Here is a 16,928-nt window from a genome sequence, read left to right as displayed (position 1 = left end):
GCCCAAGTGGGCAAAAATTATGAAAAGTTTTCAATCTTGTGTTGGTACGCGTAAAAAAAATAAGGTAGCCCGTTTTGCAGCGTCTGTTGTAGCAACGTTGGCGATCGCTGCGCCAGCGTCTTTGGCGATCGCAGGCACTACTAATTATGCCAGTGCTACTCCCATAAAAATCACTACTGCAAAAGAAATTACTCTGGCATCAGTCCAACTGAGTCCAGCTAAACCAAATATTACCCAGTTACAAACTAATCAAACTCAGTATCAAACTGCTGGAATTGATCCTTTTGTACTGATTCCCATCCTAGTTGTCGGTGGTTTAGTGATATTTGTACCGCTGTTTTTTGGCGGACTGGTGGTGATTGGCGAACGGGAAGTTGGGATTGTTGTCAGAAAGTTTACCCTTTCTGGGCGCGGACTCCCCGCCGGAAGGTTAATTGCCCTCAACGGTGAAGCGGGCTTACAGGCAGATACTCTGGCTCCTGGTTGGCACTGGGGCTATTGGCCTTGGCAATACTCAGTTCGCAAAGAATCGGTTGTTGTTGTCCCCCAAGGTGAAATCGCTTTAATTGTGGCCGCAGATGGCGAATCCAACCCACCAGAACGCATTCTGGGCAAAATCGTCGATTGTGACAATTACCAAGATGCCCGGAAATTCCTCATCAACGGTGGCGAAAAAGGTCGCCAAATGGGTTTTCTCACGGCTGGTACTTACCGGATTAACACTGCTTTGTTTAAAGTCATCATGGCGTCAAATGCTACGGCTCATGGCATGACTCCAGAACAATTACGGGTATACAGCTTGGCATCTGACAAGGTTGGCATCGTCACTACCTTAGATGGTGTCCCAATTTCCGCTGGTGAACTGGCAGGACCGATAATTGAGGGACACGACAATTTCCAAAATGGTCAGAAATTTATTAATGGCGGTGGACGACGCGGCTTACAAGAGCAGACTTTGCTTTCTGGTTCTTGGAATTTAAATCCTTGGTTTGTCCAGGTTGAACAAGTACCGATGACGGAAATTCCCATTGGCTATGTGGGTGTGGTGATTTCTTTCGTAGGTAAAGCGCATCAAGATGTCAGCGGTGCAGCTTTCACACATGGTAACTTGGTGAATCCTGGACATAAGGGTGTATGGGTCGAACCGCTGTATCCTGGGAAGCACCCGATTAATTCTCGGATCATGAAAATGGAACTTGTGCCAACGACCAACATTGTATTAAACTGGTCAGACCGCACCGAACGTCACAGTTATGATGCTCAACTAGCATCCCTGACAGTGCGATCGCGTGATGGATTTGCCTTTGATTTGGAAGTAGCACAAATCATCCATGTGGGCGCTTTGGATGCACCCAAGGTAATTTCCCGCGTTGGTGCAATGCAAAATCTCGTAGACCATGTATTAGAACCAACTATCGGTAATTATTTCCGCAACTCAGCCCAAGATTATACAGTATTAGACTTTTTGACAGCTCGGAGTGAGCGACAAGCTGAGGCTGCTGAGTATATTAAAACAGCATTGCGGGCTTATGATGTGCAAGCGATCGATACTCTAATTGGTGATATTCAACCACCGGCGTCATTAATGCAAACACAGACAGACCGGAAAATTGCCGAAGAAGAACGCAAGACTTATGAAGTCCAGCAGATGGCGCAAACCCAACGCCAACAACTTGTTCGAGAAACAGCCCTAGCTGAAATTCAGCAAGAAATGGTGAAATCAGAACAGAGTGTGCATATAGCCGACTTGAAAGCCCAAGCCCAAATCAAGCAGGCCACAGGTGAAGCTGAGGGAACAAAACTCCGAGCAATTGCGGAGGCTGAAGGTATTCGGGCCACAGGTAACGCCAAAGCTGAAACCTACCGTACTGGTGTGGAAGCCTTGGGGGCACAAGGTTATACAGCAATGCAACTGATGCAAATTATAGGCGATCGCCATGTCCGTTTAATTCCAGATGTTCTCGTTGGCAGTAACGGCAGTAATAACGGCTTAGTAGATGGTCTACTGTCGATGATTTTATGGAATCAAACTGCTAAAAATGGTGAGGTGAAACCAACGCCTTTGCATCCACAACCGATAAGCCAAAGCCAACCAACCACAGAAAACGGTATTCCACCTATAATTGTGAACTTTCCAGTGGATAAATAACATTAGTTTAGAGCAGAGCCAGGGCGAATAGAATTTGCGGTTCATCTTGCACACAAACAGAGCTTACCAAGGTAGGGTAAGAGAAAATCAAGCTTTTTGTAACCCGCGCAGGCGGGTTTTCCATGTATAAGTATTGAACAAGCAATTAACCTTTATCGAGTAACTGAAGAATTGGAAGTTGTCGTCAGAACAATGCTTGCTGCGCTGATGAATTAACTGCTAACTGGATACAAATAAACTTGTTTAATTTTGAGCATTGCTATAAAACAGGAGTCAGAATTCAGAATTCAGAATAATCTACCCATAAAGGGATAGAGTTTTAAGAAGAAAAATATTTAATCCTAGTTTCGTTTAACTTCGGGCGAGGTTTTAAACTAATATTCAGACACGACCCTCGAATACTCGCTACCGCTACGCTATCACCCAGTCGGACTCCAATTCCCAACTGAATTCTGACTCCTGAGTTCTGAATTCTTCTTCATAAAACATAATCATATTACTAGCTTTATGTCCATAGATTTACGAGCATTTTTTCAGGCTACTGACCCCAGTCGAACCCTGTTCGTCAATAATCTGTCAGATGTGAAATACTACATTGACTTTTCTTCGGTGCGAGGCGGAGATATTATCGGCAAGCTGAAGCAAAAAATTACTTTTTTCAAGCCAGATGAACCTACCTGCACACTATTTACTGGGCATATTGGCTGTGGAAAATCGACGGAACTATTAAAGCTACAGGGAGAACTGGAAAAATTAGGCTTTCATGTGGTGTATTTTGAATCTAGCGAAGACTTGGAAATGACTGATGTGGATATTGCTGATGTGTTGTTAGCGATCGCTCGTCGCGTCAGTCAAAGTCTGGATAAAATTACACTGGAGACACCCAACAAATTTAATGAGTTACTGCAAGGTGCTTGGAACGTCTTAAATTCTGAAGTCACAGGGGCAAAAATTAAGGTGGGTGGTGTTGATGTTGGTGTCACTAGCGACAAAGAAAAGTTGTCTCTAGCTTTTGGTATTGGCGAAATCACTACAAAGATGAAAAGTGACCCGACGCTACGGACAAAACTCAATCAGTATTTAGCGCCGCGAAAAGCTAACTTGCTAGAAGCGATTAATCGGGAATTATTGGAACCTGCGATCGCTAAACTCAAACAGCAAGGTAAAAATGGTTTAGTGGTAATTGTCGATAATCTCGACCGTATCGATAATCGTGTTAAAGCTTGGGGTCGTCCACAGCAGGAATATTTATTTGTAGACCAGGGTGAATTTTTGACAAAACTCAATTGTCATTTAATTTATACCATGCCTTTAGCTCTGAAGTTTTCCAACGATTACGGAATGCTTACCCAGCGATTCCCAGAAGACCCCAAAGTATTGCCAATGGTGCCAGTACAATGGCCAGATGGCAGCGTTCATGAAGAAGGAATGAGACTAATGAAAAAGATGGTGCTAGCAAGAGCCTTTCCTGACTTCCAAACAGATGAACGCTTAAATAAAATTACTGAAATTTTTGATAGTAGCGCCGCCCTAGACCGGTTATGTAGATTGAGTGGCGGTCATGTGCGAGACTTGCTCAGACTCCTGAATACTTGGATTATGGAAGAAATGGCGCTTCCCCTCTCCCGTGAGACTTTAGACCAAGTTGTTCGCGCCCGTCGCAATGAAATGATTATGCCAATTTCCGATGACGAGTGGCAACTGCTACGACACGTCAAGCAAAACAAAAAAGTCAGCGATGACCAAGGATACCAAAAGTTGATTCGTAGTCGCTTTGTCTTTGAATATCGAGATAGCGGCGAATCTTGGTTTGATGTGAATCCAATTTTGGCTGAGGCGAGGGAGTTGCAGTGAGGAATCAGGGGGTTATATCATGTCCGGTTAAAGACTTATCATTAAGGCAGCAGAGGGGCAGGGGAGCAGAGGGGAAGGGTTTTTGGGTTTGTGCATAGATTCGGGAATCATAACTAATTAGCCGGACATGATATTAGTAGTCGAATTACCCCCCTTAATCCCCCCTTGGAAAGGGGGGAGACTGGAAATCCAGTTCCCTTGGAAAGGGGGGAGACCGAAAATCCAGTTCCCTCCCCTTTACAAGGGGAGGGTTAGGGTGGGGTAAAACGTGTAGACGCGGTTAGATATGACAGACTCGCAACCACCAGAAGATAATCTTGTAAACAACGATGTCTACGACGGGCTACGCCTACGCTCTGTTGCACAATTAGCTTGGGCGATCGAATCCTCTGTGGGACAGTTTAAGCTGATTTTGGCACGGTGTAATTATGGTAGCTTGCGCGATCGCCTGATCCAAAAATTGCAGGAAATTTGTCAAGTTGAAATTCGGCTGTTGGTGATGCAGCAATCTCACAGAACTCTTTATACAGCCATTCGGGAGGATTTTGGCGAGAACCTACCAGCCTGCGTGATGGTTGTCGGTTTAGAGACAGTACAGAATTTAGCTGTGATGTTGACTTCTGCTAATCAGGTGCGGGAGGAGTTTCGCAAGAATTTTGCTTTTCCTTTGGTGTTGTGGATTGATGATGAAATCTACAAACAATTGATGCAACTGGCTCCAGATTTGGAGAGTTGGGCTACTACAAGGAATTTTGCGATCGCTCAAGATGATTTGATCAACTTACTACAACAAATTGCCGAACAATACTTTAACAATACCCTCAACTTAACTTTAGATGATTATGGAGTTTTAGAAACAGAATTAGCAGCGGCTCAGAGAGATTTACCAGGTGAATTACAGGATTCTCATCCAGAACTGAAAGCTAATTTCTCATCTTTGTTAGGCTTGGCAAAACAAGTTAATAATAAAATCGATATCGCCTTAGAACATTATCAAGTTGCTTTAGCGCTTTTTCGGCAAATTAATTATACAAAACAACAAATCAAAATCCTTGGTGATATTACTTTTTGCTATTATCTCAAAGCTTTTAAAAATCAAGATATTAATCATCCAAATTGGAATAACACTCGGCATTATCTTCAAAAATATATCAATTCGATTGGGGAAAACAAACGATTAATTGCAAATTTTTTCTTTAAATTTGGTGTTGTTTTGCGTGATTTACAAGCATGGGAACACTTAAAAAATCTTGCTGAACAAGTATTAGAAATACATCGTGCTGATAATCAACTAATAGAATTAGCAAAGGATTACGGTTTTTTAGCTGAGGTGGCTTTAATTGAAAAATCCTGGTTAGAAGCCAATCAATTTGCACAGCAAGCCATAAAGATTGTAGAGGGACACAGCACCAGTGTCCTCATATCAAATGATTTGAGCCTCTATCGATTTCTTTTGGCTCGTTCTCAATATCATTTAGGCGCTTATCAAGAGGCAATTCGTAACTTAGAAACTGCAAAAAATATCGGCAACCCCCAGATAGATTTAAGGCTTTATCTCAAGATTCTCAGTCATTTGCAAAAGCTTTACTTTGAGCAAAAAGCATATCTGGCAGCCTATGAAATGAAACAGCAACAGCGTTCCGTGGAACAGCAATTTGGTTTGCGGGCGTTTATTGGTGCTGGGAGATTACAGGCGACAAAACAATTAGGAGCAACAGGACTTGCACCCTTGCGCGTTAATACTAAAGATAGTATTGCCCCAGAAATTGCTGCATCTGGTCGTCAATTGGATGTAGAACGCTTAATTGAACGCATTGGCCGCCCAGATAAAAAGTTGATCGTAATTCATGGACAATCAGGTGTAGGTAAAAGTTCGCTAGTGAATGCCGGACTGGTGCCAGCTTTAAAGAATCAAGCGATCGGTATTCAAGATAATTTACCTGTAGGGATGCGCGTTTACACCAACTGGGTGGAGGAGTTGGGGCAGCTTTTGGGGAGAGATGAGGAGGATGAGGGAGATGAGGGGGATGAGGGAGAGTTAGAACTTCAAGTTTTGACTTCAAAACTCGGAACTTCGAGTTCAGAACCTCAACGTTCTAGTTCAGAACCTCAAAATCCCCACTCCCCGCGTCTCCCCCACTCCCTCCTCTCCCAACTCCGCGAAAACGAACAGCGTAACCTCCGCACGGTGCTAATTTTTGATCAATTTGAGGAATTTTTCTTTATTTACACCGAACCAGCGCAAAGGAAGCAGTTTTTTGAGTTTCTGGGAGAATGTTTGAATGTTCCATCGCTGAAAGTTATCTTATCGCTGCGGGTGGATTATATCCATTACTTACTGGAGTGCAATGATTTGCCCAGCCTGGAGATTATTAGCAATGACATTCTCAGTAATAATGTGCTGTACAAGTTGGGGAACTTCTCGCCTGATGATGCGAAGTCAATTATCCAGCGTTTAACTGAAAATACTAGTTTTCGGTTGGAACCTGCTTTAGTTGAACAACTGGTGCAGGAATTAGCCGAAGAATTGGGTGAAGTGCGTCCCATTGAGTTGCAGGTTATGGGGGCGCAACTGCAAACGGAGAATATTACAACTCTGGCAGAATATCGGCAGCGTGGCACTAAAGACGAATTGGTTAAGCGTTATTTAAATGAAGTTGTTAATGATTGTGGTGAAGAAAATCAGCAAACAGCAGACATATTACTGTATTTGCTGACCGATGAAAAAGGAACTCGTCCTCTGAAGACTCGCGCTGAGTTAGAACGCGATTTGATGCCGTACTTCTCGGAGATCCCCCCAACCCCCCTTTTTAAGGGCAGGGCTGTTTCATTCCCCAAAGAGCTTTAAAAATCAAGGGTTCTAGCAATTAAAAATTAGTTATTTTGTTACCAGCGTGCCCAGAAAATGAACTATTTTACTGATATTTCAATGTTTAAATGTTCATCTCATCGTCACCCTTACTTACAATTTTCTCGCTAACCATCTTGACAAATCCTGTTTGAAATGGAATGAAACAGCCCTGCCCTTATAAAGGGGGGAAACAAGAAATCTCTTTCCCTCCCCTTTATAAGGGGAGGGTTAGGGTGGGGTAAAACCTTGGTTAATCAGCTATTTCAGACTTGTGTATACACGGTAGCCTTAGTAAGGTGAGGGGTTGGGGGTGAGGTTTTTCTTTGTACTTCACTCTTATTAGGACTGCTATGTGAGCGGGGTTTTCAGCAATTTTTCTATAATAGTATTTTCACGCTGATGAATCAGAGGCGACTGTGACCACTACACTACACTGGCAAGAGAGAGTTGGTAATCAAAGAGATTGGGTTTGGCGAGGCTGGCAAACTCGCTATACTTATATTCGCTCTGCCAAAAATGACGAAAAGACACAACCTCTAATTCTGTTACATGGCTTTGGCGCTTCCATTGGTCATTGGCGACATAATTTAGAGGTGTTGGCTGAACATCACACAGTTTATGCGCTAGATATGCTAGGTTTTGGCGCTTCGGAAAAAGCCGCAGCTAATTACAGCGTCGAACTCTGGGTAGAACAAGTTTACGATTTTTGGCAAACTTTTATCCGTGAACCAGCAATATTAATCGGCAATTCCAACGGTTCACTGATTTCTTTAGCCGCCGCCGCCGCTCATCCGGACATGGTACAGGGTATAGTGATGATGAGTTTACCCGATCCTTCACTGGAGCAAGAAGCAATTCCTCCTGTTCTGCGACCACTGGTCAGAGGAATTAAAAATATTGTCGCTTCGCCATTGATTCTCAAACCTGTATTTAACTTTGTCCGCAGACCTGGCGTGCTGCGTCGCTGGGCTAGTCTCGCCTACGCTAACCCAGAAGCAATCACCGATGAACTGATAGAAATTTTAGCTGGCCCTCCCCAAGACCGAGGTTCGGCGAGAGCTTTTAGTGCTTTGTTCAAAGCGACAATTGGAATTAATTTTAGTCCCAATGTCAAGGCAGTATTACCAACCTTAACAATTCCCATGCTGTTAATTTGGGGACAAAAAGATCGGTTTGTTCCGCCAGCTTTAGCTAGCCAATTTGCTCAATATAACGAGAGATTGGAAGTGCTGAATTTAGAAAATGTGGGTCATTGTCCCCATGATGAATGTCCCGAACAAGTGAACCAAGCGATTTTAGATTGGATTGAGAGGAATTAGGAAAGACGCGATTCATCGCGTCTGTACAAGAGTTATTTTCCTTGTCTCCTGTGCCCTCTTGTTATCCGACGGTAGTTTGGCTGCTGTCAACATTTGTAGCACCATTCACAGTACGGGCTACAGAAATCATTCTGGTGAGAATTTCTTGGCTGGGAACTTTACCTTTTAGCACTACAGTGCTACCTGTTTGAGCAACCCAAAGAGTATTAACATCATCTAGTTCGGCATCTTGGTCGAATGCCAATGCTACCCGCTTTGCTAAACCACTCTGGTCATATTCTCCATTTAATCCTAGACGTTCTGGCGGTATTGATTGTGTAGCGGTAGGCGCAGCAGTAGGACTAGGAGTTTGGGGTATTGCCTGGGCGGTAGGATTTACTTCGGCATTTTGAGGTTTTTCCATTCCAAATAGTCTTTTTAACCAAGACATAAATGCTTTTCTCCTATTAGCGTATTTAGAGGTTGATTCATATCTGAGTATAAAAGCTTTACAAAAATGCTGCATCTGCCAATAAAAAGATATGCACTCACTAGAATTCCTACTTAGAGGATGATTTTTGAACAATTTTTTTCTAGATATGCAATGAGTGCAGCTATTAAGTTTAAAATAAAAGGTCGCACTGAGAAATTTAGTGCGGCAGTATGTCTAGCGTAGCCTTAGCTAGTGTCTGCGTTACTCAAATCCTGCTCTAGCCTCTGTTGGCGAAGATGAAACATACTCTTTCAGTTCTCGTAGAAGATGAGGCGGGTGTTCTGTCCCGCATTTCTGGTTTGTTTGCGCGTCGTGGTTTTAATATTGAAAGCCTTGCTGTTGGCCCGGCTGAACAGGGAGGAGTCTCACGAATTACGATGGTTGTACCCGGTGACGATCGCGTGATCGAACAACTCACCAAGCAATTATACAAGTTAGTCAATGTCCTCAAAGTACAGGATATTACTGAAACTCCTTGTGTAGAGCGAGAATTGATGCTGTTAAAGGTGAATGCTACCAGCAGCAATCGTTCTGAAGTTATCGAACTGTCTCAGATTTTCCGGGCACGAGTCGTAGATGTGGCGGAAGATTCTCTGACTTTAGAAGTTGTGGGAGATCCAGGTAAGATGGTAGCGATCGTGCAAGTTTTACAAAAATTTGGTCTCAGAGAAATCGCCCGCACTGGCAAAATTGCCCTAACTCGTGAATCGGGTGTGAATACCGAATTACTAAAATCTTTGGAAGCAAAGGTTTAGTAGAATTCAGAAGTCAGAAGTCAGAAGTCAGAAGTCAGAATACAAGCAAAGTCTACTAACCTAGATTTATGAAACAGTAAACTTTTTAACCCGCGCAGGCGGGTTTTGTTTGTCTGCAAAATGAACTGCGAATTTCATTCATCAGGGATTTATTATTCGGTAACAATAACTACTAGCCTACAAATAAGCATATACGGTTATGTCTTTTTATATGCACAAGCTACGCCAATTTGGCATGACGCAACAGATAAGAAACTGCTACAAAGTTGTTAGAACGATAAAACATTAACAACAACAACAAGTTTTAATAGTCGTGTTAACGACTATCACCTGATTTTAAATGTTTGATTTAAAAAATTAGGAGTATTTCTTTTGAGCAAAAATATCTCCTTGATAAAAACGATAATGTTCAACAAGATATACACCCAATTTTGAACTTGAGATAGTTAATTTGCTAGACATTAATAATCTAATCTAAGTTAGACAATTCGTTAGATTTTCAAATCCCTAAAATGTGCATTTATAGGGTGATTTATCGTAAAGGTACTTGTTTTAGGGATAAATGACTATATTTGATTGTCTAATCCAACCGATGATTATTTAGATTATCCTAGAGGTTTTGACAGGCATGAATTTATTATTGTTACTTGTTTCCAATTGGCTGCCTCAAAAATTAATTAGTAAGTTATTAAAAAATTTGCTAAATATCAGAAATAGACATTTGTTTATTTTTGATATTCTTGTTTTTTTGATAACAACTTTTTTAGCTCTGAATCTAGGTTTAGACGGAAAATTTTTTATCGAAGAATATAAATCACAATTAGGAATTGCAACAATACTTTTTTTATCAGTCAAACTGACTGTATTGTGGAATTTTAGTTTTTATAAGGTTTACTGGCGCTATGCGAGTATTGAAGAACTTTTATATATAACTATACTCATGGGTATTGCGGTATTAATCCAAGCAGTATTCTTTGATGCTATGGGATTTATAGCATATTTAGGATTGGATATACTGCCGCGATCGCTCCCATTAATCGATGGGTTACTTTCGTGTATTTTCATTGGGGGACTGCGTTTTAGTATTCGGATTGTAGAAAGAATTAGTCAGCAACGTGCAGTATTTAACCCACAAGAACGTGTATTAATAGTTGGTGCTGGTAATGCTGGAATTTCTTTGGTACAGGAAATGCAAAGAAATCCACAATTAGGGTTTCATCCTGTGGCTTTTATTGACGACGATCCTCATAAATTTCGAGCATACATACGTGGGATTCCTGTAGTTGGCGATCGCTACCAAATTCCTGATGTTTTAAAATCTCTCCAAATCCACAAAGTTATCATTGCTATGCCGACAGTTACAGGTGGAGTTATTCGAGAAATCGTAGATATTTGCAAAGCAACTGGAACTCAAACTAGCACTTTACCAGGCATACATGAAATCCTCAATGGTCGTGTGCGAGTTGACAGCATTCGGGATGTACGAATTGAAGATTTACTCAGACGTGAACCTGTACAAATAGATTTTGAAAAAGTTTACCAATTTCTCAAAGGCAAAACAGTATTGATCACAGGTTCAGGTGGCTCAATTGGTAGCGAACTATGCCGTCAAATTTTTAAATGTAATCCTGCCCAAATGATACTTATGGGACATGGAGAAAACTCTGTATTCAATATTCAACAAGAATTAGAACAACTTGTGCAAGTACTCGAAAATGAGGGCAAATCATCAATCAACACTCCTCATATTTCTACCTTTATTGCTGATATTCGCTTCAAGTTTCGATTAGAACATGCATTTGAAATCTTTCAACCTGATGTAATTTTTCATGCTGCGGCTCATAAACATGTCCCACTCATGGAATTAAATCCAGTAGAAGCAATCACGAACAATGTAATGGGAACAAAAAATTTACTAGAACTAGCCTTGAAATATGATGTGAAACATTTCGTGATGATTTCCACAGACAAAGCAGTTAATCCTACCAATGTGATGGGTGCTAGTAAAAGAGTTGCTGAAATGTTGGTGCTGCAAGCTGCAAAGGAAAGTGGCAATCCTTATGTCACCGTGCGATTTGGCAACGTTTTAGGCAGTCGAGGTAGTGTAGTTCCCACTTTTAAAAAACAAATTGCAGCAGGCGGACCAGTAACCGTTACTCATCCAGATATTCGTCGTTATTTCATGACTATTCCCGAAGCAGTTCAACTCGTTTTGCAGGCTGCGGTACTTGGCCGTGGTGGTGAAGTTTTAATGCTAAATATGGGGAAACCTGTAAAAATTGTTGACTTGGCTAAGGAATTAATTCGCCTTTCCGGATACGAAATTAACCAAGATATAGAGATTGTGTTTACTGGTTTGCGTCCAGGAGAAAAGTTATTTGAGGAATTATTTATTCCCGGCGAAGAATATGAACCAACTGAACACGAAAAACTGTTAGTAGTAAAAAATGCTAGTGGGATGATTCCAGAAAATTTGGATGTTACTGTAGCAACTTTGTGTCAAGCAGCAGTGAAAAATGATATTAACTTTATTCTGTTTTTACTTGAACAATTAGTACCAGGATATAAACCCAAACACTTAGATACTTATATGACAGCAAATACTTCTAGCAATTCTTCGCTTAGAGTCAAGCCGAACATGAATATGCTGGCACAGGCAAAATCTTAATTTTAGATTTTAGATTTTAGATTTTGGATTGTGGAAACCTAGTGATACATTTTTTTTAGCAATTTCTCTGTCAGATTTTTTTAAATTGGATTGGTATTACCTCGAAATCTACCTTCATCGACAGAATAAATATGTACAAAAATTCTAATCTCAACAGTATTTCACAGGTATTCGATAGAGTATCTAGGGTTAATAATAGATATTTGGCTGGGATTAAAAACATAGCCAAGATTTTTATCACAAGAAGAAGTGAGTGGTCAATTGGAATTTATACAGGCGAATCTCCTTTTGATTTTGTTTGTCCAGACACAATTATTAATCCAGTTTTGACTGCCAAGGATATAACAGATGTTCCAGCGCACTTTGTTGCTGATCCATTTATGGTTAGTGAAGGCGGCATGTGGTATATGTTTTTTGAAGTCTTGAATGGTCTACAAAATAAAGGAGTAATAGGACTAGCAACTAGCAATGATGCATACAAATGGAATTACCAACAAATTGTACTTGATGAACCATTTCATTTATCTTATCCATATGTATTCAAATATCAAAATGACTATTATTTGATTCCAGAAACTTCTGAAGCTAGTTCTATTCGTTTATATAAAGCAGTTAATTTCCCCACAAAATGGTCTTATGTCAAAACTTTACTTGCTCAAAGTGATTTTGTAGATCCTAGTATTTTTCAACACAATAATCTTTGGTGGCTGTTAACTGCAACATCAGAAGCAAGAAATACATTACGTCTTTATTATTCTCAAGATTTAATGGATGGTTGGATTGAACATCCGAAAAGCCCAGTGATTCAAGGAAATAAAAACATAGCAAGACCAGCGGGTAGGGTTATAGTATTCGATGGCAAAATTGTTAGATATACCCAGGATTGTGAGCGGATATATGGTCATCAAGTTAGAGCTTTTGAAATAACTGAATTGACAGAAATAAATTATCAAGAAAAAGAAGTCAAAACTAATTCAGTTATTAAAGCAAGTGGAGTGGGTTGGAATCAAATAGGTATGCACCATATTGATGCCCACCAAATTGATCAAGATAAATGGATTGCATGTGTGGACGGAAAGCGTTATCGATTAGTTTTTGACCCAAGATTCAATAACAATTGAAAGTTTGGCTATTTGATCTGATTTAGAAAAATGATTTTTTTGTTTCACGCAGAGACGCGGAGGACGCAGAGAGAAGAAGAAAGAGAGGTTGTTATTTATTAGTACATGTAAGCAATCAGAATTAAAATCTGCTAGCTATAAGTATATTTCAAGAAGTTGAATTTTAATCAAATAGCAAGGGATAGAAGAGATGTTAATTGTCACAAAAAAATTTATATTTTCAGTGGGAGAAGTCTGGTTTGATGAAAATCCACAAGAATTAAATAATGTTGATGTACTCCACTACAGGCAATGGATACACCCCATTCAAGGTGGTCAGTCTGATGAATTTTACACAAGATTGATTGATTTAAATAAAAGTCATGATGAACTTTGGGAAAGTATCAGTAGTAACGATAGATATAAGATTAGGCGAGCAGAGCAAAAAGACCAGGTTATTTATGAATACTGGGAACAAATTGACTCTGATATACTCAATGAATTTTCTGATTTTTATGATTTATTTGCTTCCCAAAAAGGCTTGACAAAAATTAATCGTGTTCAACTAAAAAATCGTATAGATGCTGGTGTAATTGATATTTCACGTGTCAAGTTAAAAGATGGCGATTCTTTAGTTTGGCATGTTTATTATCGCAGTAAAAATAGAGTCCGTCTTTTGCATTCTGCATCACTGAAAAATAATAACGATACTTCCTATCAATCGATTTTAGGACGAGCAAATCGTTACCATCACTGGCAAGATATTGTGAGATTTAAGAATTTAGGAATTTCAATTTATGATTTTGGTGGCTGGTATACCGGAAATACAGATCAAGAAAAATTAGGTATTAATCAGTTTAAAGAAAAGTTTGGTGGAGAAGTTGTTAAGAACTTTAACTGTGTTAATGGAATTACTTTGAAGGGGAAATTATACTTACGTTTACTGAAGATATATATGAGTTTATCTCAATTATCTTTACTGCGTATACCTTATTTTTTATCTCACGCAGAGACGCAACGAAAAGTCGGAGCGCCGGCTGAACTTTTCAATACAGAGGCGCCGAGAGAGTAAGAAATGCAAAGCTTAGTTGATTACTGGAAGAAGCTGACAAGTGGCTCTATCAATCGCCAAATTTTTGGTGCCGCGATGATAGTTGGTTTATTGACAGCATTGGTTAAAGTCGCGGCTGTTGGTAAAGAATTGGTGGTTGCTCAGAGGTTTGGCACTGGAGATGACATAGATGCGTTTTTAATTGCTTTGCTGATTCCTTCTTTTATTATTAATGTCGTCGCTGGTTCTTTTAATACTGCTCTCATACCTACTTATATGCAGGTAAGAGAGCATGAAGGTACAAAAGCTGCTCAAAAGCTTTTTTGTGGAGCCACAATTAGCGGCTTGGGATTGCTAGTAATTACAACAATATTGATGGTAGTTCTAGCACCTTTGTATTTACCACGAATTGCGGCTGGATTTAGTTCGGAAAAGCTAGATCTGACTTTTCATTTGCTTTGCGCGATCGCACCTTTTATTCTCTTAAGTGGGATCATTGTTATCTGGGGTGCTGTATTGAATGCAGGGGAGCGTTTTGCTTTAGCAGCATTCTCACCAATTATTACTCCGACTGTTACCGTCGTATTACTTTTAACTCTCCAATCCTGGGGTATTTTCGCTTTAGCCGCTGGTTTAGTCTGCGGTGCAGTACTAGAAATAGTTATTTTAGGAATAGGATTGCACCGACAAGGCGCTTCATGGCTTCCTAAATGGTATGGATTTGATACTAATCTGCATCAAGTTGTTCGTCAATATTTCCCCATGATTGCAGGGGGACTTTTAATGTGTAGTACAAATTTAGTAGATCAATCTATGGCAGCAATGTTGTTACCTGGTAGTGTAGCAGCACTCAATTACGGTAACAAAGTAATTGCATTTCCGATGTCTCTAGCAACTACAGCATTGAGTACTGCCGTGATTCCCTATTTTTCCAAAATGATAGCTGCTAATCATTGGACAGAGACGCATCGCACACTTAAGCGATATATACAGATCATCTTTGTCACAACTACTCTACTGTCAGCATTTTTATTTATCTTTTCTGAATCTATAGTCCGAATACTATTTCAAAGAGGTTCATTTACCGCTACCGACACTCATTTAGTAGCTCAAATTCAAAATTGTTTTGCTCTCCAAATACCTTTTCATGTAGCAGGCATTTTAGTAGTCAGGTTAATTTCAGCAATGCAAGCTAATCATATATTGATGTGGGCTTCCGCCTATAATCTCATCAACAATATTGTTTTAAACTATTTATTTATCCATTATTTTGGCGTTACAGGTATCGCTCTCTCAACAGCCTGTGTTTCCGCCTTAGCATTCTTATTTTTATTATATTTTGCTAATAAAAAACTCAAAAAAAATTCTGCTACCCTAGTAACCTAATTTCCAAATACTCGTCTCTTAATCTCTCTTCTCTGCGCCTCTGCGTGATTTTAAATATTACCACACAATGAAAATAACATTAATTATTCATTCCCTTACCTACGGTGGTGCCGAACGTATTATGTCAATCATGGCAAATTACTGGTCAGCTAAGGGATGGCAGATTACTCTATTAACATTTGATGGCAATAAAATACCCAACTTCTATTTAGACTCTCATATAATTTATTTTCCCTTGGCTATAGCTGAAAAATCTCCTAATGCAATTATTGGCATTTGGAAAAACTTTAAACGTATCCAAATTCTACGAGATGCAATTATTAATAGCCAACCAGATGTTGTAATTAGCTTCATGTCTAAAATTAATATTATCACTTTACTAGCAACGCGGTGGTTAAACATACCAGTAATAGTTTCTGAACGTAGTAATCCCGAAAAAAGTTATTTAGGTCACAATTGGCAACAACTGCGACAATTGACTTATTTATTTGCAGATAAAATTGTTTTTCAAACCCAGCAAGCAAGAGATTATTTTCCATACAGACTGCAAAATAATAGCTGTATCATCCCTAATATGGTTATATTACCGCCAATAAATAAACAGTCATCAGAAAAATTGTTAGCACAGCGATCGCTCATTGCTATGGGACGTTTTGTCCGAGAAAAAGGCTTTGATTTATTACTACAAGCTTTTGCAAAACTAAAAGATAATTATCCAGAATGGACATTAACTATTTTAGGAGATGGAAAACTACGTCCAGAATTGGAATCTCTGCGTAATCAACTCGGACTTGGCGATCGCGTTCATTTTCCGGGAATGGTGAACAATACCTATGCTTTTTTACAAGAGGCAGATTTTTTTATTATGTCTTCCCGCTTTGAAGGTTTTCCAAATGCTCTTTGCGAAGCAATGGCATGTGGATTACCAGTTATATCGACAGATTGTCCTAGTGGGCCACGAGAAATTATTCGTGATCGTATAGATGGTATTTTGGTTCCCAATGAAGATATTTCAGCATTAGCCGCAGCAATGGAACGACTGATATCTAATGAACAAGAACGAAAATCTTTAGCTGCTCACGCACCAGAAATAACTGAAAGATTTGGTGTCGAAAAAATAATGAAAATGTGGGAAAAAGTGTTAGCTGAAGTTACTGAAGAAAAATTCAAAATTCATAAATCAGAATCAAATACTGCAAAAGTTAAATGATTCAATAGAAAAAAATACTTTCTTTAAATACACAATATTTATCTATTCATCTGTCTAATTTGCGGTTCATTTTTTCATAAAGTTCTAAAACTTATAGTAATTTTAAAAACCTT

The 16,928-nt window shown here is 39.7% G+C and carries 11 protein-coding genes; 10 read left to right on the top strand and 1 reads right to left on the bottom strand.

The genetic code is table 11. The features are described from left to right. Nucleotides 1-19 precede the first annotated feature (19 nt). The 4 genes from IQ276_RS13175 to IQ276_RS13160 all read left to right on the top strand — a co-directional run bounded on the left by IQ276_RS13175 (nucleotide 20) and on the right by IQ276_RS13160 (nucleotide 8,173). Complete coding sequence (locus IQ276_RS13175; RefSeq protein ID WP_235115629.1) at nucleotides 20-2,149, top strand: SPFH domain-containing protein; 2,130 nt, start codon at nucleotides 20-22, stop codon at nucleotides 2,147-2,149. 507 nt (nucleotides 2,150-2,656) lie between these two features. Then, nucleotides 2,657-4,003 (top strand): AAA family ATPase, encoded by a 1,347-nt coding sequence (locus IQ276_RS13170; protein ID WP_193924963.1) that lies wholly within the window; start codon nucleotides 2,657-2,659, stop codon nucleotides 4,001-4,003. Between the two features lie 286 nt (nucleotides 4,004-4,289). Further along, nucleotides 4,290-6,851 (top strand): ATP-binding protein, encoded by a 2,562-nt coding sequence (locus IQ276_RS13165; protein WP_309245592.1) that lies wholly within the window; start codon nucleotides 4,290-4,292, stop codon nucleotides 6,849-6,851. Nucleotides 6,852-7,270: 419 nt separating this feature from the next. Beyond that, on the top strand, nucleotides 7,271-8,173 hold the full coding sequence (locus tag IQ276_RS13160) for an alpha/beta fold hydrolase (protein WP_190881698.1): 903 nt from the start codon (nucleotides 7,271-7,273) through the stop codon (nucleotides 8,171-8,173). Nucleotides 8,174-8,234: 61 nt separating this feature from the next. On the opposite strand, the gene IQ276_RS13155 is transcribed toward IQ276_RS13160, so the two are convergent. After that, on the bottom strand, nucleotides 8,235-8,603 hold the full coding sequence (locus IQ276_RS13155) for a phospholipid-binding protein (protein WP_190881699.1): 369 nt from the start codon (nucleotides 8,601-8,603) through the stop codon (nucleotides 8,235-8,237). A gap of 278 nt (nucleotides 8,604-8,881) precedes the next feature. On the opposite strand from IQ276_RS13155, the gene ilvN reads away from it, so the two are divergent. From ilvN to IQ276_RS13125, 6 genes are all read left to right on the top strand, one after another. Beyond that, a complete protein-coding gene (gene ilvN, locus IQ276_RS13150; protein WP_099070215.1) occupies nucleotides 8,882-9,400 on the top strand; it encodes an acetolactate synthase small subunit in 519 nt (172 codons plus the stop codon). Nucleotides 9,401-10,028: 628 nt separating this feature from the next. Beyond that, complete coding sequence (locus IQ276_RS13145; protein WP_193917279.1) at nucleotides 10,029-12,068, top strand: polysaccharide biosynthesis protein; 2,040 nt, start codon at nucleotides 10,029-10,031, stop codon at nucleotides 12,066-12,068. Between the two features lie 131 nt (nucleotides 12,069-12,199). Beyond that, nucleotides 12,200-13,189: a glucosamine inositolphosphorylceramide transferase family protein gene (locus IQ276_RS13140; protein ID WP_193917277.1), complete on the top strand. Its 990-nt coding sequence runs from the start codon at nucleotides 12,200-12,202 to the stop codon at nucleotides 13,187-13,189. 190 nt (nucleotides 13,190-13,379) lie between these two features. Continuing rightward, complete coding sequence (locus tag IQ276_RS13135) at nucleotides 13,380-14,240, top strand: GNAT family N-acetyltransferase (protein ID WP_193917275.1); 861 nt, start codon at nucleotides 13,380-13,382, stop codon at nucleotides 14,238-14,240. 3 nt (nucleotides 14,241-14,243) lie between these two features. Then, nucleotides 14,244-15,605: a murein biosynthesis integral membrane protein MurJ gene (gene murJ, locus IQ276_RS13130; protein ID WP_193917273.1), complete on the top strand. Its 1,362-nt coding sequence runs from the start codon at nucleotides 14,244-14,246 to the stop codon at nucleotides 15,603-15,605. Nucleotides 15,606-15,672: 67 nt separating this feature from the next. Then, entirely contained in the window at nucleotides 15,673-16,815 is a 1,143-nt protein-coding gene (locus IQ276_RS13125; protein ID WP_193917271.1) for a glycosyltransferase family 4 protein, read from the top strand. Nucleotides 16,816-16,928 lie beyond the last annotated feature (113 nt).

Origin of the sequence: Desmonostoc muscorum LEGE 12446, from assembly GCF_015207005.2 — a bacterium.
Classification (GTDB): domain Bacteria; phylum Cyanobacteriota; class Cyanobacteriia; order Cyanobacteriales; family Nostocaceae; genus Nostoc; species Nostoc muscorum.
The sequence above is the reverse complement of the archived record's forward strand: the minus strand, read 5'-3'. Positions and strand labels throughout refer to the sequence as shown.

Bases quoted from the DNA above. Each gene is read 5' to 3' on its own strand.
- IQ276_RS13155 (WP_190881699.1), bottom strand. From the start codon at position 8,603: ATGTCTTGGTTAAAAAGACTATTTGGAATGGAAAAACCTCAAAATGCC.
- murJ (WP_193917273.1), top strand. From the start codon at position 14,244: ATGCAAAGCTTAGTTGATTACTGGAAGAAGCTGACAAGTGGCTCTATC.
- IQ276_RS13175 (WP_235115629.1), top strand. From the start codon at position 20: ATGAAAAGTTTTCAATCTTGTGTTGGTACGCGTAAAAAAAATAAGGTA.
- IQ276_RS13140 (WP_193917277.1), top strand. From the start codon at position 12,200: ATGTACAAAAATTCTAATCTCAACAGTATTTCACAGGTATTCGATAGA.
- IQ276_RS13165 (WP_309245592.1), top strand. From the start codon at position 4,290: ATGACAGACTCGCAACCACCAGAAGATAATCTTGTAAACAACGATGTC.
- IQ276_RS13170 (WP_193924963.1), top strand. From the start codon at position 2,657: ATGTCCATAGATTTACGAGCATTTTTTCAGGCTACTGACCCCAGTCGA.
- ilvN (WP_099070215.1), top strand. From the start codon at position 8,882: ATGAAACATACTCTTTCAGTTCTCGTAGAAGATGAGGCGGGTGTTCTG.
- IQ276_RS13125 (WP_193917271.1), top strand. From the start codon at position 15,673: ATGAAAATAACATTAATTATTCATTCCCTTACCTACGGTGGTGCCGAA.
- IQ276_RS13145 (WP_193917279.1), top strand. From the start codon at position 10,029: ATGAATTTATTATTGTTACTTGTTTCCAATTGGCTGCCTCAAAAATTA.
- IQ276_RS13135 (WP_193917275.1), top strand. From the start codon at position 13,380: ATGTTAATTGTCACAAAAAAATTTATATTTTCAGTGGGAGAAGTCTGG.